This window comes from Synechococcus sp. PCC 6716 (assembly GCF_022570815.1).
GTDB classification, from domain to species: Bacteria; Cyanobacteriota; Cyanobacteriia; order Thermosynechococcales; family Thermosynechococcaceae; genus Thermosynechococcus; species Thermosynechococcus lividus.
Genome location: NZ_JAKLTU010000005.1, coordinates 84,276 through 103,421, shown reverse-complemented (window position 1 = coordinate 103,421; position 19,146 = coordinate 84,276). Strand labels below are relative to the sequence as shown.

Annotated in this window: 19 protein-coding genes; 8 read left to right on the top strand and 11 right to left on the bottom strand. The window is 52.6% G+C overall.

Annotated elements, in window-relative coordinates; all coding sequences use genetic code 11:
* Positions 1-991, bottom strand: a 991-nt coding sequence (locus L5220_RS05100; protein WP_499572099.1) for an RNA-guided endonuclease InsQ/TnpB family protein, incomplete at its 3' end; no start/stop codon positions are given.
* A gap of 339 nt (positions 992-1,330) precedes the next feature.
* On the opposite strand from L5220_RS05100, the gene argF reads away from it, so the two are divergent.
* From argF to L5220_RS05070, 6 genes are all read left to right on the top strand, one after another.
* Positions 1,331-2,245: an ornithine carbamoyltransferase gene (gene argF / locus L5220_RS05095; RefSeq protein ID WP_499498463.1), complete on the top strand. Its 915-nt coding sequence runs from the start codon at positions 1,331-1,333 to the stop codon at positions 2,243-2,245.
* Positions 2,208-3,113 (top strand): ABC transporter permease, encoded by a 906-nt coding sequence (locus L5220_RS05090; protein WP_099798326.1) that lies wholly within the window; start codon positions 2,208-2,210, stop codon positions 3,111-3,113. The genes argF and L5220_RS05090 overlap by 38 nt, the downstream gene beginning before the upstream one ends.
* A gap of 2 nt (positions 3,114-3,115) precedes the next feature.
* Complete coding sequence (gene cobU, locus L5220_RS05085; RefSeq protein WP_099798327.1) at positions 3,116-3,667, top strand: bifunctional adenosylcobinamide kinase/adenosylcobinamide-phosphate guanylyltransferase; 552 nt, start codon at positions 3,116-3,118, stop codon at positions 3,665-3,667.
* Positions 3,668-3,726: 59 nt separating this feature from the next.
* The gene (gene typA, locus L5220_RS05080; protein WP_499572096.1) at positions 3,727-5,517 is read left to right on the top strand and encodes a translational GTPase TypA; all 1,791 of its coding nucleotides are present in this window, start codon (positions 3,727-3,729) and stop codon (positions 5,515-5,517) included.
* Complete coding sequence (locus L5220_RS05075) at positions 5,517-5,801, top strand: DUF3593 domain-containing protein (RefSeq protein WP_099798329.1); 285 nt, start codon at positions 5,517-5,519, stop codon at positions 5,799-5,801. Before typA ends, L5220_RS05075 begins: the two co-directional genes overlap by 1 nt.
* 189 nt (positions 5,802-5,990) lie before the next feature.
* Positions 5,991-6,383 carry a Fur family transcriptional regulator gene (locus L5220_RS05070; RefSeq protein WP_099798330.1) on the top strand — a complete coding sequence of 131 codons (393 nt, stop codon included), beginning with the start codon at positions 5,991-5,993 and terminating at the stop codon, positions 6,381-6,383.
* A 21-nt stretch (positions 6,384-6,404) separates the two neighbouring features.
* On the opposite strand, the gene argS is transcribed toward L5220_RS05070, so the two are convergent.
* The 4 genes from argS to L5220_RS05050 all read right to left on the bottom strand — a co-directional run bounded on the left by argS (position 6,405) and on the right by L5220_RS05050 (position 11,831).
* Positions 6,405-8,159 carry an arginine--tRNA ligase gene (gene argS / locus L5220_RS05065; protein ID WP_499572094.1) on the bottom strand — a complete coding sequence of 585 codons (1,755 nt, stop codon included), beginning with the start codon at positions 8,157-8,159 and terminating at the stop codon, positions 6,405-6,407.
* On the bottom strand, positions 8,159-8,320 hold the full coding sequence (locus tag L5220_RS05060; RefSeq protein ID WP_099798331.1) for a hypothetical protein: 162 nt from the start codon (positions 8,318-8,320) through the stop codon (positions 8,159-8,161). The genes argS and L5220_RS05060 overlap by 1 nt, the downstream gene beginning before the upstream one ends.
* 19 nt (positions 8,321-8,339) lie before the next feature.
* A complete protein-coding gene (locus L5220_RS05055) occupies positions 8,340-8,429 on the bottom strand; it encodes a cytochrome b6-f complex subunit PetN (protein WP_099798332.1) in 90 nt (29 codons plus the stop codon).
* A gap of 237 nt (positions 8,430-8,666) precedes the next feature.
* A complete protein-coding gene (locus L5220_RS05050; RefSeq protein ID WP_499572092.1) occupies positions 8,667-11,831 on the bottom strand; it encodes a CHAT domain-containing tetratricopeptide repeat protein in 3,165 nt (1,054 codons plus the stop codon).
* 406 nt (positions 11,832-12,237) lie between these two features.
* Between L5220_RS05050 and L5220_RS05045 the strand changes: the two genes are divergently transcribed.
* Together L5220_RS05045 and L5220_RS05040 are read left to right on the top strand one after the other, a co-directional pair.
* Positions 12,238-12,882: a hypothetical protein gene (locus L5220_RS05045; protein WP_499572090.1), complete on the top strand. Its 645-nt coding sequence runs from the start codon at positions 12,238-12,240 to the stop codon at positions 12,880-12,882.
* Positions 12,883-13,070: 188 nt separating this feature from the next.
* On the top strand, positions 13,071-13,430 hold the full coding sequence (locus L5220_RS05040) for a hypothetical protein (RefSeq protein WP_499572087.1): 360 nt from the start codon (positions 13,071-13,073) through the stop codon (positions 13,428-13,430).
* Between the two features lie 114 nt (positions 13,431-13,544).
* Here the strand turns inward: L5220_RS05040 and cysK are convergent, their stop codons facing one another.
* The 6 genes from cysK to L5220_RS05010 all read right to left on the bottom strand — a co-directional run bounded on the left by cysK (position 13,545) and on the right by L5220_RS05010 (position 19,131).
* On the bottom strand, positions 13,545-14,510 hold the full coding sequence (cysK, locus tag L5220_RS05035; RefSeq protein ID WP_499572085.1) for a cysteine synthase A: 966 nt from the start codon (positions 14,508-14,510) through the stop codon (positions 13,545-13,547).
* Between the two features lie 18 nt (positions 14,511-14,528).
* Positions 14,529-14,966, bottom strand: coding sequence for an RrF2 family transcriptional regulator (locus L5220_RS05030; RefSeq protein WP_099799816.1), 438 nt, complete (start codon positions 14,964-14,966; stop codon positions 14,529-14,531).
* Positions 14,967-15,061: 95 nt separating this feature from the next.
* Positions 15,062-16,255: a 2'-O-glycosyltransferase CruG gene (gene cruG / locus L5220_RS05025; RefSeq protein WP_499572082.1), complete on the bottom strand. Its 1,194-nt coding sequence runs from the start codon at positions 16,253-16,255 to the stop codon at positions 15,062-15,064.
* Positions 16,252-16,575 (bottom strand): cell division topological specificity factor MinE, encoded by a 324-nt coding sequence (minE, locus tag L5220_RS05020; RefSeq protein ID WP_099798336.1) that lies wholly within the window; start codon positions 16,573-16,575, stop codon positions 16,252-16,254. The genes cruG and minE overlap by 4 nt, the downstream gene beginning before the upstream one ends.
* On the bottom strand, positions 16,572-17,375 hold the full coding sequence (minD, locus tag L5220_RS05015; RefSeq protein ID WP_448515090.1) for a septum site-determining protein MinD: 804 nt from the start codon (positions 17,373-17,375) through the stop codon (positions 16,572-16,574). Before minD ends, minE begins: the two co-directional genes overlap by 4 nt.
* A gap of 169 nt (positions 17,376-17,544) precedes the next feature.
* On the bottom strand, positions 17,545-19,131 hold the full coding sequence (locus tag L5220_RS05010; RefSeq protein ID WP_499572080.1) for a polysaccharide deacetylase family protein: 1,587 nt from the start codon (positions 19,129-19,131) through the stop codon (positions 17,545-17,547).
* Positions 19,132-19,146: the final 15 nt, after the last annotated feature.

Here is a 19,146-nt window from a genome sequence, read left to right as displayed (position 1 = left end):
CCGATCTCGGTAGGTTACCCACTTGATTGAGGCAAACATGACAGGTTTTTGAGGAAGGAAAGAAACGGTCTACTTCTTGATAAACCTTTCCTTCTCTTTCAGCTTTGTACTTGAGCATGGTACAAAACATCCCCCAGCCAGCATCACTAATCGCTTTGGCTAGCTTGGGATTTCGCACCATCCCTTTGACATGCAGATTTTCTACAGCAATCACTTGGTTTTCGTTGACTATCTTGCGGGATAGCTTGTGCAGAAAATCTTCACGACAGCGAGCTATTTTATGGTGAACGCGAGCGACTCGCTTTCGCGCTTTATCTCGATTGTTGCTTCCCTTCTGTTTGCGAGAAAGCTTCTTCTGTTTGCGCTTTAGGTTACGAGCATGTTTGGCTAAATGCCGAGGGTTGTCGAACTTCGAGCCATCGCTGGTAATTGCGAAGTGGGTCAACCCTAGGTCAATTCCTATCGCTTTCCCCTCAGCACTGGGAATAGGTTGCTCTTGACTATCATCAACTAGAAGGGACACATAATACTTCCCGTCTGGATTGAGAGAAACCGTAGCCGATTTGATTTGTCCCTCAAATTCTCGGTGCTGACGGCAGGATAACTTCCCAACGTTTCCAGGGAGTTTAACGTAATCTCCTTCTACTTTGACGTTTTGAGGATAAGTAATCGATTGACGACATTTTTTGGACTTGAACCTCGGCAGCTTCGCTCTCCCTTCAAAAAAGTTCTTGTAAGCCGTAGACAAATTCAGAGCCACGACTTGCAAGCATTGAGAGTAAGCCTCCTTCAGCCACAGRTGCTCCTTTTTCAGGTCAGGGAGTAATCCCTGAATAGCTGAGCGGGACAACCCTTTCCCAGTTGATTTGTAGGTTTCTTGGCACAAGTTGAGCGAGTAATACCAGTACCAGCGGCAGCAGCCAAAGCTCTTGGCTAGGGCTAATTTCTGCTCGTGGGTTGGATAGGCTCTGAACTTGTACGCTTGCAACATTTAGCGTCTTTGGATGTTACTGATAATATCCTACCAGATAGCAAAGAGGATGTGCTACGCACGTTGATTTATGGGTCGCCATTCATCCCACGATTCACCTGCGGTAGAATCGGGGACTTCTTGCGACATTTGTTAAAGTCACGCTGGCGCAACAGATCTATAATTGATGGGGCGTTTGTCAACAAATTGGCGTTGCTCTCATCCCCATACTCCGTTGCACTGCGTATGGGGTTTTCCCGCAAAGTTTGGTAAATTCTGGATCGCAAAGAACTGGACGAAAACGGTGGGGAATCCGCTAAGCTACAAGCTACTTGACTATCTTAACTGGTGGAAATAGCTATGGAATCATTGCGGGGGCGAGACCTACTCAGCATTGCTGACCTGTCCCAAGAGGAAGCGCAGTATGTGCTAGCGTTGGCGGCACAGATGAAGATTGGTGAGGTTGCCCCGCATTGTCCGGCAGTGTTGGGGTTACTGTTTCAAAAGGCCTCAACGCGGACGCGCGTTAGCTTTACGGTGGCGATGTACCAACTGGGAGGGCAAGTGATTGATCTTAACCCCCAATCTACCCAAGTCGGGCGCGGTGAGCCGCTCGCTGACACGGCGCGGGTATTGGATCGCTACCTCGATGCCTTGGCCATTCGCACCTACGGTCAAGCTGAATTACAATTGTTTGCTGACTATGCCCGCATCCCTGTCATTAATGCCCTTACTGATCGGGAGCATCCGTGCCAAGTGTTGGCGGATTTACTCACCCTACAGGAATCCTTTGGCGGCTTAGGGGGCTTAACCCTTTGCTACATTGGTGATGGCAATAATGTGGCACATTCGCTGTTGCTAGGTTGTGCGTTGATGGGGGTGAATGTACGGGTTGCTTCCCCTGCTGAATTTCAGCCACTCCCAGACATTGTTGAACAGGCGCGCTCATTGAGTCGCGGTGCAACGGAAGTCACCGTTACCACAGATCCCTATAGTGCAGCTAAGGGTGCCCATGCGCTTTATACCGATGTCTGGGCCAGTATGGGTCAGGAAGCAGAAGCGATCGCTCGCCAACCCATCTTTCAGCCCTACCAGATCAACGATCAGCTACTAGCGGTAGCAGATTCCCAGGCGATCGTCCTTCATTGTCTGCCGGCTCATCGGGAAGAARAAATTACCGCCAGTGTCTTGGAAGGCCCCCAGTCGCGGGTGTGGGAGCAAGCGGAAAACCGCCTCCATGCCCAAAAAGCCCTACTTGCGAGTGTGTTGGGATAGTACCATGACCCTTGTGCCGATACGCCGCCCTTGGTTCCCCACCCAACTATCGGATCAACTACTGTGGATCGGCGGCTTGATTTGTGGCATCTTTGTGTTCGTTGCCTTTACTGCGCCTTTAGGGCAAGCCTTGGGCTGGATCCCCAACCCCCAAGACTTTCTGGACTTTCCGATTCATGCGCCCCCGTCCGCGCAGCACTGGTTTGGCACCAATCGCCAAGGCTATGATGTCTTTTCCCGCACCCTCTTTGGAACTCAAGCCGCCTTACAGGTCGTGGTGGTAGCCACACTCTTTAGTCTGATCCTTGGTGTGCCCCTCGGATTGCTCAGTGGCTATTGCGGCGGTTGGTTGGATCGCGCCTTGCTCTTTTTCATGGATACAGTCTATACCTTACCCGGATTGCTATTGGCGGTTACCGTTGCCTTTGTGGTTGGCAAGGGGGTGGTGAATGCCGCGGTTGCTCTGAGTGTTGCTTATATTCCCCAGTACTATCGGGTGGTGCGTAACCACACCGTCAGCCTCAAAAATGAAGTGTTTATTGAAGCAGCGCGCGCGATGGGAGCCTCTACACCACGAATTTTGCGACGGTACTTGTTGATCAATGTCTTGCCAAGTATTCCGGTGCTTTTTACCCTGAATGCCGCAGATGCGATCTTAACCCTAGCTGGATTAGGGTTTTTAGGCTTAGGGTTGCCGCCGGAGGTGCCAGAGTGGGGACAGGATCTGCGCCAAGCCTTGGATGGCCTGTCGGTGGGAGTTTGGTGGACTACCCTCTTTCCAGGGCTAGCCATGACCACCCTTGTGGTGGGGCTATCGCTGCTTGGGGAAGGCTTGGGGGAACGCTTAGATCCACGGCGGCTGCGGTAACCATGGCCGGCCATATCCTTGTCAGTGGACCAAGCCGCTCCGGTAAAAGTGCATGGGCAGAGTTCCTTGCGGCGGAGTCTGGTGCCCCTGTGATTTATATTGCGACGGCGATCGCCGCCAGTGGCGATCCAGAATGGTGCGCACGGATTGCCCAACACCAAGCCCGTCGCCCTCCCCACTGGCAGCTTTGGGAATGCCCGGTGACCTTGGTCAATAGTGTGCAGCAACTCCCCCCTGATCACTGTGGTCTAGTGGATTCTCTGGGCACATGGGTGGCCAATACACTGGAGCAACAGGAGACCCAATGGCAAGCCACGGTGCAACACTTATTGGCGGCGGTTGCTGCCTGCCAAGCCACCTTAATTCTTGTGGCTGAGGAAACCGGTTGGGGCGTTGTGCCCCCCTATGCCAGCGGTCGCCACTTTCGAGACCGCCTCGGTGAGTTGTGCCAGCAGTTGCGCCCGCTGATGACGGAGGTCTATCTGGTGACCACGGGGTTTGCTTTGCCCCTCCACCAATTAGGTATCCCGCTGCCTATCACCAGATTGAGCTAAGATTGTAACGGTTTGTCACACTCCTCGACGTTGTATTACAAAATCTGCGGGAATAGTCTATGAGTCTGCCCATTCGCAATGTTGCCATTATTGCCCACGTTGACCATGGCAAAACCACCCTGGTCGATGCCCTCCTACGGCAGTCCGGTACGTTTCGTGAGGGCGAGGATATTCCCGATTGCGTCATGGATTCCAACGATCTTGAGCGGGAACGCGGTATCACCATTTTGGCGAAAAATACCGCTGTGCGCTACAAGGAGTTAACCATCAATATCGTCGATACTCCCGGGCACGCCGACTTTGGCGGTGAAGTGGAGCGGGTATTGGGGATGGTGGAAGGCTGTCTGCTGATTGTGGATGCCAATGAAGGGCCGATGCCCCAAACCCGCTTCGTGCTCAAAAAAGCCTTAGAAAAGGGGTTGCGCCCTATTGTGGTGGTCAACAAAATCGATCGCCCCCAAGCTGAACCCTATAAAACCATCGATAAAGTGCTGGATCTATTTATTGAACTGGGTGCCGACGACGATCAGTGCGAGTTTCCCTACCTCTTTGCATCGGGGCTCGCGGGCTACGCCAAAACTGATCTGGACGAGGACGGCAATGATATGCAGCCCCTTTTCGAGGCAATCGTCCGCCATATTCCACCCCCAGTGGGAAATCCCGATGCCCCCCTACAACTTCAGGTCACCACCCTTGACTACTCTGAGTACTTAGGGCGAATTGTCATTGGCAAAATCCATAACGGTACGGTGCAGGTGGGGCAGCAGGCCGCCTTAGTTAAGGATAATGGTCAAATTGTCAAGGCCAAAGTCACCAAGCTCCTCGGGTTTGAAGGCTTAACGCGAGTGGAATTGACCTCCGCCAGTGCGGGTAACATCGTGGCGATCGCCGGCTTTAGTGATGCCAATATTGGCGAAACAATTACCTGCCCCAACGAGCCGCAGGCATTGCCCCTCATCAAAGTCGATGAACCGACCCTACAAATGACCTTTGCGGTTAATGACTCCCCCTTTGCCGGTCAGGAAGGCACCTTTGTTACCTCCCGCCAACTGCGCGATCGCCTCTATCGGGAACTAGAAACCAACGTGGCACTACGGGTCGAAGAGACCGACTCTCCAGACCGCTTTGCCGTCTCTGGTCGCGGCGAATTGCACCTAGGTATTTTAATTGAAACCATGCGCCGTGAAGGCTACGAGTTCCAAGTCTCCCAGCCCCAAGTCATCTACCGGGAAGTAAATGGTCAGCCCTGCGAACCCTACGAATGCCTTGTGCTGGATGTCCCTGACGAAGCCGTCGGCGGTTGTATTGAGCGGCTTGGCCAGCGGCGGGGTGAAATGCAGGATATGCAAGTAGGGGGCAATGGCCGCACTCAACTGGAATTTATCATTCCAGCCCGCGGGCTAGTGGGCTTCCGCGGTGAATTCATGCGCCTCACCCGTGGCGAAGGGATCATGAACCATAGCTTTTTAGACTACCGCCCTCTTGCTGGTGAGATTAGCGCCCGCCGCAATGGGGTCTTAATTGCCTTTGAAGAAGGCACCGCTACCTTCTATGCCCTCAAAAATGCAGAAGATCGCGGGGTCTTTTTCATTACCCCAGGTACCAAAGTGTACAAAGGGATGATTGTAGGTGAGCACAACCGCCCCCAAGACCTAGAAATTAACGTCTGTAAAGCCAAACAACTCACCAACTTCCGTTCCTCCACCGGCGATGAACTGGTACAACTGCAATCTCCGGTGGACATGAGCCTTGAGCGTGCCCTTGAGTACATTGGTGCCGACGAACTGGTGGAGGTCACCCCCCAATCGATTCGCCTGCGGAAGATGAGTAAAAAACTGGCACGGCGCTAATGCTGACCAATAGCTTCTTTGCTCTCTCGTTGTTGCCCTATCTGGGGTTTTTGTTTTTCCTCACCCGTAACCCCAGAACCCCCCGCTTGGCCTTAATTGGCTTTTATAGCACCTTGGTGTTTGTGGCGGTCACCATTCCCGCAGGCCTCTATGCCCAGCACGCCTACGGCACCTCCTTGGCCAATGTGGACACCCTACACGGGGGAGCAGAGGCTTTCTTGACCGTTGCAAATATCTTAGTTGCCCTAGGGTTTCGCCGCGCTGTTAAGGAAGCCTCCAAGTAGCCTATTGCTGGTGCGCTCCCGCAGCTCAAGATATCAGACGTGATATTTTTTGACGGGTTTGGGTGAGGTAGGTGCTGATACCGTTAGGTCTGGGGTAGGCAAGAGGGTGCCTACGCTACAAGAGTGGCCAATCCCCCTAGTGGGGATGTCACTTTCCCCTACAATCGAAGGTGAGGTTTCATCAATGTTATGCCGCCGCGCCGTACTCGTAGTCAATCTATTGTCCTTGAAGCACTCAAAGCCAGTGGGCGATCGCTCTCGGCTCAGGAACTTTATCTTGAACTCCGCCAACGACAAACTCCCCTTGGGCTAGCAACGGTGTATCGTACTCTAGATGCCTTAAAGGTCAATGGTGTGGTGCAAGCGCGCCCCTTAGCTACGGGAGAGTTAGTTTATAACTTAGTACAGCAGGATCAACACTATCTTACTTGTCTGCACTGTGGCGTATCGGTGACGATTGATAGTTGTCCAGTTCAGCACCTTGAAGCCGAACTGCGCCAATCGCACAACTTTGAGATTTTTTACCATACCCTTGAATTCTTTGGGCTGTGCCAAAGTTGCCAACAAACTCTACTCAAGTAAACCGACCCTTGTAACATCGGGCTAAATTCGATCTAAGACACGAATCCCCAACAACGAGAGGCCTAGCTTGAGGGTACTTGCGGTTAGATAGGCGAGGGCAAGGCGGGACTGCTTGAGGGGTTCAGGAGCCGTCAAAATAGGACAGCGATCGTAAAACTGGTTAAAACGCTGGCTCAGTTCAAATAAATATTGACACAATCGATTGGGTAATAATTCTGCCATAACCAGATCTAGGGTTTCCTCGAATTGCACCAAGTGTTTTGCCAGTGCCTGTTCACTATCCTCTTCAATATGGATTGGGACATTCTCAGAGAGCAGACCCCAGTCAATGTTGCCGCGCCGAGTTAGCCCTTGAACCCGGACGTAGGCATAGATTAGATAGGGGGCAGTATTCCCTTGCAGCGACAGCATCTTATCGTAGCTAAACACATAGTTGCTATTGCGGTTTTGGCTCAGGTCTGCGTATTTGACTGCACCAATGCCAATAACCTCAGCGACGGTGTTAATGAACTCTGGAGATTCTTGACGGTCTTCTGCGGCTAGGCGTTGCTCTAGATCGCTGCGACTGCGGGCGATCGCCTCTGTGAGTAAATCAATCAGGCGAATGGTCTCTCCGGAGCGGGTCTTGAGGCGTTTACCATCTTCGCCTAGCACAAGCCCAAAGGGAACATGGGTTAGGGTAACGTTAGGGGGAACCCAACCTGCCCGCTCAGCCACCTGAAAGAACTGCGCAAAATGGTTGCTTTGGCCAACATCGGTAACGTAAATAAGCCAGTCTGCTTGATCCTGCTGAATGCGGTAACGTAGGGCAGCAAGGTCGGTGGTGGCATAGTTGTAGCCGCCATCGGATTTTTGAATAATTAGCGGCTGGGGCTGCCCTTCTTTGTTGGTAAAGCCTTCGAGGAAGACGACTTTTGCCCCTTGGTCTTCGACTAAGAGTCCTTGGGCGGCTAAGTCTTCAATAACAGCAGGCAAGTAGGGATTGTAAAAGGACTCCCCTCGCTCTGTAATGTCAATATCGAGGAGGTCATAGATTTTCTGAAATTCCCGTCGCGATTGATTGCACAGGAGTTGCCAAGCGCGGCGACTGTGTTCGTCTCCTTGTTGGAGGGCAACGACCTGCTGCCGGGCGTTTTGCTGAAATTCAGGATCGGTGTCAAAGCGCTGCTTGGCCTGCTTATAGAAGGTGACTAAGTCTCCTAAATCCAAGGCATCGGCCTTGGTCAGGGCATCGGGATACACCTCATCTAGGTAGGCAATGAGCATCCCAAATTGAGTGCCCCAGTCACCAACGTGGTTCAGCCGCAGAACATCGTGCCCCTGAAACTCAAGGATACGCGCAATACAATCCCCAATGATGGTTGAGCGTAAATGCCCAACGTGCATTTCTTTGGCAATGTTGGGGCTGGAAAAATCCACCACGACCCGGCGGGGGTGCTGAGTTCGGGCAATGCCAAGGCGATCGCTCCCCAAGGCAGCTTGGAGCGCTTGGGCTAAAAATTCAGGCTTGAGGCGAAAGTTAAGAAAACCAGCGCCTGCAATTTCAACGGGTTCACACAGATCATTAATGTCTAGAGCCGCCACAACTGCCGCCGCAAGGTCTCGGGGGGACTGTCCTACCTGTTTGGCTAAGGTGAGGCACACATTTGATTGATAGTCCCCAAACTTGGCTTGAGTGGCGGGTACCACTAGGGGCTGTGGGTAGTGGGGCAGATCCACAACCTTTTGGAGGGCACTTAGAAGGCGATCGCCCAACACCTGTAAGGGAGCGACCATTAGCGCTTGCGCCCCCGCCGTTGTTCCTGCTGCTCTGCGCGGTAGCGGCGGCGATCGCGCCATTCAGCATAGGTGAGATAGCCAATACCGCCACTGACGACGATGAGCAAGAGCAACGCAATCAGAACAAAAACATCTGCTAGAGAGACTGAAAGATCCATACTCCCGGACTCTGATGGGCTACATGCCGTGGCGACCCCAAACCACAAAGGCAATGGAGAGGGTAAAAACGCTGAGAATACCTATCCAACCCAAGCTAATAATATCCATTGGCTGATGTCCTACAAATCAGGTCAGCCCTTATTTTATCGCAGTTGTTCTCTATGGCACTAACGGCTCCCTAGGCATTTCTACTAGGTGTGCATTAACCTAGGAACTGCCTTTAATAACGTCTTTGAAAAACGGGCACGGTACCTACGCTTTAAGTCGAAGCGGGATAACCAATCTATCTAGTACCCCCAATTGGATGCGAATCGTTCGTTGCATAGGGATATACCACCCAGAGATTCAAGGACTCATTTCTCGCCAGTCACCGATGAAAATAAACCCTGACCAATAGCGAGGATGCTCACGGCTAGGGGTTCTCAGCATCTCTAGTTGAGCCTGCCGCAACGCTTCCCCCCGTTGTTCTCCTTTGCGTAGCCGTTGGTAGTATGCCACCATCAAGTCCTTAGTTGCCTCATCATCCACTCGCCACAGCGTCATCACTTGTGACTGTGCGCCCGCTAGGGTAAATGCTCGTCGTAGCCCATACACCCCCTCACCACTTTGCACATCACCTAGTCCTGTCTCACAGGCTGAGAGTACCACTAACTGCGTTCCTCGCAAGTCCATTCCAGTAATTTCCAAGGCCGTTAATACGCCGTCATCCTCACCCCCTTGCCGCACATTAAAACCAGATAACGCCAATCCAGAGCGCAATAAAGGGTTTTCATAGAGTATATTGCCATCTCTGTCCGGCGCAATTGGAGCAGGTCTCAAGAAAAACCCGTGGGTTGCTAGGTGCAAAATGCGCGGATTCGGCGTTCTTTTGACCACTGCCTCCGTTGCCTGTGCTTCAGTGAATAACCAAGCATTGGGTAATAACCTAGCGATGGCCTCCCCTTCGATCCTAGTTGCGGGTAATGCCCCGAACTTCAAGGCAGTCAAGTCGCCAGAGCGAGGATTACTCCGGTCAGCACTGGCAATTTGGATGGGCGGACTGCCGGGTTTATCAAAGGTGGGATTGGCCATAATTAAAGGGGGATTGGCTTTCGGAGGCCTAGTTTGCCAGCGTAACAAATCCCGCCCTGAGGTCAAGTAGGTAATCTTGTACCGCTCAACTAGGTATTTGTTTTGTTCGTCCACTAAAGCAGCAAAAGAAACAACATTTAATTGTCCATCAGGAGCAATTAGCAGGTGATTGGCTGACTTCACCAGTTGGCGCACGGGAGCCATGATTTTAGCATCAAGGGCACGGGCGGTGGCTTGGCCTTCGCTGATAGAGCGGCGGGGGTCAAGGGTAGCGGTGCGATACTGAGCAATCAGGGCATCAATCTCGCTAGCGGTTCCCAAATCTACCCAGCGAGGCTCACCTGTTGCACTCAGGATATAAACGGCATAACGGGGGGAGTCAAGGCCTTGATTAGCAGGAGCTTTTGGGTTGAAGGGCTGGTAATGGATGAACTCGACCAAAGCAGTATTGGCAGGGATAGCTTTTTGGACGGCTTCTAGGGKAATTTTTTGAGTGGTTTGGGCAAAAGCGGTACTGCTGCGGCTGAGTTGTATTTCAATTTGTTGCGCTTGGGTGTTTAGTAGTTGCCACTGTTGACGCTCTTGGTCGGTAGAACTAGGGTTAAAAGCAATTTGAGCCACTTGAGTGCGAAGAGTAGAAAGACGGGCAAGCTGCTCTTGGTCAGATGGGGAGAGTTGTTGCCGCAGACGGTTAAGGGATTGGCTGAGGGTATCAAGCACCCGCCCTTTGCGCCGTAAAATGGTCGTCAGAGCTAGCCGAGCCGCCTGAGGGTTGTTAGGAGCAAATTGCAGGTGAAAAGAGATGGCGGCATTGGTTGAGCCGAAAAAGGTCTTGAGGTAAGCGCGTTTATCCTCTTCTGAGCCAATGACGAGATTGTGGGTTAAATGAGTTTCTTCAATGTCCAATGCCTGTACCAGACGTGTTAGGGCTGGCTCAATTTGGTTGAGCCTCCAATACAACAGCGCCAAGTTGCTCAGGGCGGTGGCCACTTCTGGATGATTGGTACCTAGGGCTTGTTGCGTTATCGCTAAACTGCGCAAGTACAGAGATTCTGCCTCACTATGCTGGCCTTGCGTTTGATACAGCACCGCCAAGTTGTTGAGGGTCGTGGCCACTTCTGGATGGTTGGTGCCTAGGGCTTGCTCCAAAATTACCAAGCTGCGCTGTAGTAAAGGTTCGACCTTGCTATATTCCCCTTGTGCTTCATACAACAGCGCCAAGTTGTTGAGGGTAGTGGCCACTTTTGGATGGTTGGCGCCTAGGGCTTGCTCCAAAATCACCAAGCTGCGCTGTAGTAAAGGTTCGGCCTTGCTATATTCCCCTTGTGCTTCATACAGCAGCGCCAAGTTATTGAGGGTCGTGGCCACTTCTGGATGGTTGGTGCCTAGGGCTTGCTCCAAAATTACCAAGCTGCGCTGTAGTAAAGGTTCGACCTTGCTATATTCCCCTTGTGCTTCATACAGCAGCGCCAAGTTATTGAGGGTCGTGGCCACTTCTGGATGGTTGGTGCCTAGGGCTTGCTCCAAAATCACCAAGCTGCGTTGGTAAAGCGGTTCGGCTTTGGCGTATTGCCCTTGCTTTTCATACAGTAGCGCCAAGTTATTGAGGGTCGTGGCCACTTCTGGATGGTTGGTGCCTAGGGCTTGCTCCAAAATTACCAAGCTGCGTTGGTAAAGCGGTTCGGCTTTGGCGTATTGCCCTTGCTTTTCATACAGTAGCGCCAAGTTATTGAGGGTCGTGGCCACTTCTGGATGGTTGGTGCCTAGGGCTTGCTCCAAAATTACCAAGCTGCGCTGTAGTAAAGGTTCGACCTTGCTATATTCCCCTTGTGCTTCATACAACAGCGCCAAGTTGTTGAGGGCAGCGGCCACATTTGGGTGGCTAGCCCCTAGGGTCTGTTGCAAAATTGCCAAACTGCGCTGGTATAGGGGTTCGGCTTTACTATATTGGCCTTGCTCTCGATACAGCAGCGCCAAGTTATTGAGGGTCGTGGCCACTTCTGGATGGTTGGTGCCTAGGGCTTGCTCCCTGATCGCCAAACTGCGCTGCAATAGCGGTTCGGCTTTACTATATTGGCCTTGCTCTCGATACAGTAGCGCCAAGTTGTTCAGGGATTGGGCGACATCTGGGTGATTGGCACCTAAAACTCGTTCCCTTAACGCCAAACTGCGCTGGTAAAGAGGTTCGGCTTTGTTATATTCCCCTTGTGCTGCATAGGACAACGCCAAGTTGTTGAGTGTGGTGGCCACTTTTGGATGGTTGGTGCCTAGGGCTTGCTCCAAAATCACTAAGCTGCGTTGAAATAACTCCAGTGCTTGAGCGTATTGAGCTTTTTGATACTGTTCAATTCCTAACTGTTCGAGTCGCTTGGCTTCTTGCAGTGCTGAAGATTGAGCTATAACGTACCGTGGCGGATATCCTCCCACTTGCATGGGCATTGCAGCTATGACACTAGCAGTTAACGCCCATCCCACAATATGCCTGTGATTCATGAGCCGCTTTCTCTTGATGACGTGGCTCTATTTTAGTTTGTAGAGTGTTTTATGAACGTTTAGCAAGTTGTCTCTGGGTGGGTTGCTCTGGTGCTATACAACTATTGAGGTATTGGGTAACCTCTGGTTGGTTACATTCCTTTTCAAGCTGTCACACTTTTGGGTAAGGCGGTAATGCAACACTTCTTGATGTGATTAATGCACCTTACATTTACCACGTGCGAAAAACATCTCATATAAAGTTATGAGACTTAATTCAAGTCTTATAATGCGTCTATTTATCTCATACGATAATGCCAGATCTTCTCTTGGGAAAATTAGAATTAGGCAAGAGGTTGACGAGGGGGTTCAAGTGAATCCTGAAGCATGCTGGACGCTGTTTTTGGATTGGTTGCTGGCACAGGCGGTGGCGGGGGCAGGGGGCTTGCCAGCGGCGGAACAGGTCGCCGCAGAGGCACTGAGGGAGGCAACGGGCGATCGCGCCCAAGCCATTGAAACAATTATTTGGTGGCGAACCGGCCATGCTGCTGGTTTAGGGATGTTGGCGGCCTTACCAATGGGACTTCTGAGCATAGTGGGCATCAGTACCAGTTTGGCGGCAACCTATTTGCTGGGAGCCAATACAGCGGCGGCGATCGCCATAGTGCAGGGATACGATGTCAACAGCGCAGCGGTGCGATCGCTGATTTTGCTGACTTTATTGGGGGGGAGCGCCTCCCAGATGCTTAAGAAAGCTGGTTTAGAGGTTTCGGAGCGTGTGAGTGTCCATTTGCTCAATCAACTACCAACACACCTATTACGGCAGATCAATCAGCACTTAGGCTACCGCCTGTTCACAGTGGGCGCTCAAAAAGGAGTCTTCAGCGTGACCACTGTTGTCCCTGTGGTGAGTGGGTTGGTGGGGGGTGCTATTGATGCGGCCTACGTCTATCAATGCGCCCAAGTGGCTAAGCAGGTATTTGAACGCCCTGTGGCTGAGGAGCCAACCTCAGTCTGAGCACTCATATGGATAAGAAATCCAAAATTTTTCAGCCAATTCCTTCACGTTTCAGGCACACACTGAATCTAGAAATCGACAATAGACAATAAGGAATTCAATGATCTCCAGATTCATCAATCGTCGTTGATGGAGGAGTTACGCCTATGCAATACCGATGGAGTGTTTTCGGAGGGTTACTGCTAACCATGGCTGCTGCGTTACCTGCGGCTGCCGAGACCCTAGTTTCAGATAGTGGCCTAACCCGGATCTATGGCTACCAATTTAACCACTTCCCTGGGGATGTGATTGAGTACACCACACAGGTTAATGGCCGTCGCCATAACGGTGTTATTACCGTAACCAATGTGAGCAACAGTTTGGTCAGGGGATGGTTTAGCGATCGCGATGAGGGGGGTAATTTTGGCTGTATCGGTGAGGTTAGCATCCAGTTTGTCCGCAATAATCGCTATATTTCGGTGTGGCGAATTGGCGGCAGACCTAGCCCCTACGTCACGTGCCCCCAAGCAGGAACCACGTCCCGGTTGAATATGACTGCCTACCCCTAGCGCCGGAGATGAGTCGCGAGAATGTTTGCGGGGCACGCAATAGAGCAAAATTTTCAAACGCTTATCTGAAGAGGCTTTTTATGTACTCAGCAAAAACGTTGGACTAAAGTTGGCCTAATTCTGCAAATAGCTCGGCGTGAGTGGCAAGGCTTCTTGGAACAGCGGTGTGGTCAGGTAGCGCTCCCCAAAGCTGGGTTGCACCATCACAATCAGCTTGCCCTCGTTTTCTGGGCGTTTGCCCACGTGGATGGCTGCACACAACGCCGCACCGCTAGAAATTCCTGAGAGCAGCCCCTCTTCGCGGGCAAGGCGACGACCAAAATGAATGGCCTGATCATCAGAGACGGTGATGACCTCATCAATAAGCTCAAGTTTGAGGACAGGGGGAATAAAGCCGGCACCAATGCCTTGAATTTTATGGGGGCCAGGTTTACCGCCTGAGAGTACCGGACTATTGCTGGGTTCAACGGCGATCGCCTGAAAACTCGGCTTCTTTGCCTTAATCACCTCCGCAACCCCGGTAATGGTGCCCCCTGTCCCTACCCCACTAATGAGAATATCGACCTGCCCGTCAGTGTCTTCCCAAATTTCTAAGGCAGTCGTTTCGCGGTGAATTTTGGGATTGGCAGGATTTTTGAATTGCTGCAGCATAAAGGCATCCTCAAGGGAGGCAACAATTTCCTCGGCACGGCGAATCGCGCCACTCATCCCTTCTGTACCGGGGGTGAGATCTAGCTCTGCACCGTAGGCTCGTAGCATTGCACGGCGCTCAGCACTCATGGTTTCCGGCATGGTTAAAATTAAGCGATAGCCCTTGGCGGCGGCCACCATGGCCAAGGCAATTCCAGTATTACCAGAGGTTGGCTCCACTAAAACGGTTTTACCAGGAGTAATTAACCCCGCTGCCTCTGCCTCGGCAATCATACTCAAGCCAATGCGATCCTTCACGGAAGCTGCAGGGTTCATGCTTTCCAGTTTGACCACAATCTGTGCCACACAACCTTCCGCCGCAGGAATCCGATTTAAGCGCACTAAAGGAGTGCGGCCAATCAATGCAGTAATATTGGGGGCAATGTTCATCCTTAAGTGCTCCTAGACTTAGATGTAGTACATGACATCAACGTGTTGATAGGCACGGCGGCGATCGCACAGGTCTTGGAGGGTGTGCGTTGCCAGAATGGCATTGGCAGCATTGCAGGCCTCTAGCCACACCGAACGGATGAGGTTACGGGCAAGATCATCCTTGTCTGGACGCTTTTCCGCCAGTTTAGAATCAATCCCCTCAATACAGTTGAGTACCTCTAAAATTGAGATTTGCCATGGCGGTTTAGCCAGTAAATARCCCCCCCTTGCCCCGCGTTGGCTACGAACTAATCCTTTACGCCGTAGGGTGGCCATCAGTTGTTCAAGATAGCGATCGGGAATCATGTGCAGGGCAGCAATTTGGCGGATTTGTAATGGCTCTCCTTGATCGTAAGCCGCCGACATTTCTAGTAAGGCAAGGAGTGCATACTCACTTTTGGCAGACAGTTCCACAGGAAAGTTGGACTCGCACGACACAATCAAGAGCAGTGTTGCCTAGTGGCTAGTATATCCTACTTCTTGATCGGAATTAGGGAGATTACAACCTGTTACACAGCGCTGTACTGGCGGCCTCGCCACTGTTTGGGGCGCTGCCCAGAGGAGAGGCTAATGCGCCAAACCGCAAGGAAATCAGCAAAAGGCGACAGCCAAAAGAACGCGGATCCTTGTCTGTGGTGCCAATCATACACCGGCGCGATCGCCACCATCATCGCCATGCGAATCAGCAGCAGCCCCCCGTTCAAGAGCATGGCCAGTTGCAGAGGCAACAGAGGGGGAGCCGCTGTTAACCCCGCAAGGGTCAGCAAGAATAGGGGCAACGGCAATCCTTGTACCGCCCAGAGAAAATAGACATCCCCCCATACTTGGGCTACGGGAGTTGCATCCTTCAAATCCAGCGATCGCCCCCACTCCCGCCAAGTTTCCGCCATCCCCTCGTACATCCGCACCTTGAGCAGCCGTGAACCATCTCGAAAGCCAACCCGCGCCCCCCGTGCCGCCGCAGTGCGCACCAAGGTCACATCATCGCAAAATGAGGAACGTGCCGCACTGTAGCCTTGCAGTTGCTCGAGAAGAGACCGGCGAATCAGCAAACACTGGCCATTGGCAAGAATGCGCTCCGGCTGGGACTCTACCACCCGCGTTGCCCCAAAGCGGTAGATGAGCGTTATCAGTAGCGCCGGTTGCAGCCACCATTCTCCCGCCGACTTGAGGATAAACTGCGGCGAGAGAGAGACCACATCCAGCTCATCGGCTGCTGCTGTGTACAACAGACTGGCCACTAAACCGGGCTGAGGTTGCGTGTCGGCATCAATTCCCAAAATCCACTGGCTCTGAGGATGAGCGCGACAAAAGCCGGTGTGCAATGCCCAAGGCCGCCCCACCCATCCCCTAGGAAGCGGCGGATCAAACTCTAGGCGCAGGCGCGGATCTCGCTGCTGTGCTGCTCGCACCATATCGGCAGTGCCATCGCGGGAGTGACTATCCACAATCAGGATTTCGCGAACCTCGTAGCCTTGGCGCATCAACCCCTCCAAGCACGGTTGTAAGCGCTGAGCCTCATTGAGAGTGGGCACGACAATGGTTACTGTCCCCAGATTGGCTAAACAAGACGGCTGAGGTTGTAAGGATTGAGGTCGGTTTAACCCAGCCCATAACCGCGCCAATAAAATTGCTACCCATGGTGCCTGTAGTGCGATCGCGACGGTGGCGATCGCCCCTAAACCGACTGTTAATGCACTCAATTGGAATCCGCCTCCTGAGAATGCGGTGTCTGATCAATGTCCTGAAGTGGTTCTGGTTCGGCCACCTTAAGGCGCTTAATGGGTAGGTTTGCAATTAGAGCCGTCGTGCGTTGATCCGATTCCAGCGAAACCTCTAACCCATCGGTTTCTAACTCCACATAGCGGGAGACCACCTCCAGAATATCGCGACGCAAATTTTCTAAAATGTCAGGGGTCAAGGCAGTGCGATCATGAGCCAGCACTAGCTTTAACCGCTCCTTGGCAGTGGTGCGACTGGGGGGCGTGCGTGTAAACAGCCGCTCCAGCAGTTCACTAATCATCCCTTTGCCCCAAAGAAACGGCGAATGCGCTTAAAGAGTCCGCCGGTAGCAGCATGGAGATCTAAAAATTCAACGGTCTCCCCTTCCAAACGACGGGCAATATTCAAAAATGCCTGTGCAGCTAAGGATGGTGGGTCAGCCAGCACCAGCGGCTCTCCCTTATTGGTGGAGACAATCACCTTTTCGTCTTCGGGGACAATCCCCAGCAGCGGGATTGAAAGAATCTCTTGCACATCTTCCACTGACATCATATCGTTGGCCGCCACCATCGCAGGTCGCAACCGGTTCAAAATCAAATGACTTTTACGAATACGGTAGGCTTCCAGTAAGCCAATCACGCGATCCGCATCCCGCACCGCTGCAATTTCCGGGGTGGTCACCACTAGGGCTTCCTGGGCTGGGGCAATGGCATTGCGAAAGCCACCTTCAATGCCTGCTGGGCAGTCAATTAGCACATAGTCATAGTGCTTAGCTAGCGCCGTAGCCAACTGCCGCATTTGATCGGGAGTGATGGCATCTTTATTGCGGCTCTGGGCAGCGGGAAGTAATGCCAACCTACTCAGACGCTTATCCCGTACCAGGGCTTGATCTAGACGGCACTGCCCCGTCAACACATCAATGGCCGTATAAACAACTCGGTTTTCCAGCCCCAAGAGCAAATCTAAGTTCCGTAACCCAAAGTCAGCATCGATGAGTACCACCGATCGCCCCAACTTGGCTAAGGCCATACCGATGTTGGCACTGGTCGTGGTTTTACCCACGCCCCCCTTGCCAGAGGTAATGACAATCGTACGCCCCATGGAACTCCCTAAGAATTTGAGCCTTGCCTTAGCACTGCCGCCACACCCCTTACACGCATCGGCTAGGACGTGAGGCGAACAGGTACAATTATGCTACAAACTTGGCCTTTCCCACAGAGAATCGACACGCCGCCCCTCACGTACCTATTATGTTAGATGTTTAGTTATGTTAGATGTTTAGATTAGGAGTGCGAGCTAAAAGCCGTTTGTACTCGCGTTGTTTGACTTGGGCGAGGGGATAAACAAACGAGCGCTCAGAAATACGCTCTAATTCGGCGATCGCCCCTTGCAATTGGTGAGTTACCACCGCCCACTCTTGTGCCTTTGCCGAGGCAAGTGCCTGCTGCCCCATAGCGAATGCTGCTCGATAACGATTTTCCGCAATGATTTCAAAGGCAAGCCGCTGTTGCACCCACGATAACGCTTGCTGTTGCTCTTTGAGGGCGGCAGCAATCTGATGCCGTTGCGCGGGTTCCAGCGGGCTGCTGGCAATCAACTCTGCCCGCAGCGCCTGACAGCGCGCCTCTAGCTTAGCGACCAAAACCTCTAACTGTGCCGTTTCCTGAATGGTTAACCATTCGGGGTGGTGTAGCTCCCCACTGGGGTCACTGGCCTGTAGCAACTCGGGCAGGGTGACGAATTCGTAACCCTTAGCGCGTAAGTCTTGAATCATTTTGGGCAAGGCCGCCACCGTTGCCGCACGGTTGCCCCCGCCATCGTGGAGCAAGACAATTCCCCCCGGATGCGCCTCACGAATAACGCTAGTGGCAATCTGTTCACTGGTTTGGCCCGGTAGCCAATCCTGTGGATCCACAGACCACATCACCACCCCATACCCCTGCTGGGTGGCTCGACTCGCTAGCCCATTATTTAAGCGCCCCCCAGGCGGCCGAAATAGTTTGATATTTACGCCAGTCACCTGCTCAATGTACTGCTGGGTGTGGTCAACTTCCCGCATGGCGGCGCTAGGCGTGTAGTTATGATAGCGGTGCGACCACGAATGATTGGCTAAGGTATGACCCTCCTGCACGATCTGCTGTGCCAATTCCGGATACGCTGCAACCGCACTGGCGATCGCAAAAAAGGAGGCTTTGATATTTTCCTTTGCCAGAATATCTAGCACTTGAGTCGTATAAATCGGATCAGGCCCATCATCAAAGGTTAAGGCAATGAGCTTTTGGCCAGCGGCAAGGGGCACAGAATTAAAGACCCGACCGCGAAACGACTCCGGCGGTACATAGCGAAACAGGGGTGGAGTGGCTGGCGCAAGTGTAGCAGCAGCATTCAAAATCACTGAACGCACTTGAGCCGGACTGGCGGCGGGTGCGGCCTCTAGCCAAACGCTGGGAGACTGCCAGTGTAATCCGGCTCCCACACTGAATAAAATGGCAACCCCCGCAGCCAACAGCAGTGGCTCCGTGCGGTAGGGGCGATCGCTCCTCTGCCCAACCTCCTCCGGCGCTGGCACATCCTTTGGACGTAAGCGTACTCCCCAACCGGGCTGGCTACCCCCCAGTTGCCGCCCATAGACATCAATGGGTTGCAGCAGAAAACTAGCAAACAAATCCTCGAGAGCATCAAGGCAGCTACGCTGATCAGGAATCTGCTCTGCTTCAAGGAGAATTTTCCAACCATCTTGAGCGTATGCAACACGCACACTGATGGCTTGGGGAGCAAGACGCAGCGCCAAGGCTTGGGCAATCTCCTGAGCCGATGGCAGGCGATCGCAACCCACAACAACACCAGCAGCCGTCACGGCTAATTCTCCCTA

What these genes read in the sequence shown, in the direction of transcription:
- L5220_RS05090 (WP_099798326.1), top strand. Translation starts at nt 2,208, where the DNA reads ATGCCCAAAAAGCCCTACTTGCGAGTGTGTTGGGATAGTACCATGACC.
- L5220_RS05060 (WP_099798331.1), bottom strand. Translation starts at nt 8,320, where the DNA reads ATGGATCTTTCAGTCTCTCTAGCAGATGTTTTTGTTCTGATTGCGTTG.
- typA (WP_499572096.1), top strand. Translation starts at nt 3,727, where the DNA reads ATGAGTCTGCCCATTCGCAATGTTGCCATTATTGCCCACGTTGACCAT.
- cysK (WP_499572085.1), bottom strand. Translation starts at nt 14,510, where the DNA reads ATGAACATTGCCCCCAATATTACTGCATTGATTGGCCGCACTCCTTTA.
- L5220_RS05040 (WP_499572087.1), top strand. Translation starts at nt 13,071, where the DNA reads ATGGCTGCTGCGTTACCTGCGGCTGCCGAGACCCTAGTTTCAGATAGT.
- L5220_RS05055 (WP_099798332.1), bottom strand. Translation starts at nt 8,429, where the DNA reads ATGGATATTATTAGCTTGGGTTGGATAGGTATTCTCAGCGTTTTTACC.
- L5220_RS05075 (WP_099798329.1), top strand. Translation starts at nt 5,517, where the DNA reads ATGCTGACCAATAGCTTCTTTGCTCTCTCGTTGTTGCCCTATCTGGGG.
- L5220_RS05070 (WP_099798330.1), top strand. Translation starts at nt 5,991, where the DNA reads ATGCCGCCGCGCCGTACTCGTAGTCAATCTATTGTCCTTGAAGCACTC.
- minD (WP_448515090.1), bottom strand. Translation starts at nt 17,375, where the DNA reads ATGGGGCGTACGATTGTCATTACCTCTGGCAAGGGGGGCGTGGGTAAA.
- argS (WP_499572094.1), bottom strand. Translation starts at nt 8,159, where the DNA reads ATGGTCGCTCCCTTACAGGTGTTGGGCGATCGCCTTCTAAGTGCCCTC.
- cobU (WP_099798327.1), top strand. Translation starts at nt 3,116, where the DNA reads ATGGCCGGCCATATCCTTGTCAGTGGACCAAGCCGCTCCGGTAAAAGT.
- minE (WP_099798336.1), bottom strand. Translation starts at nt 16,575, where the DNA reads ATGATTAGTGAACTGCTGGAGCGGCTGTTTACACGCACGCCCCCCAGT.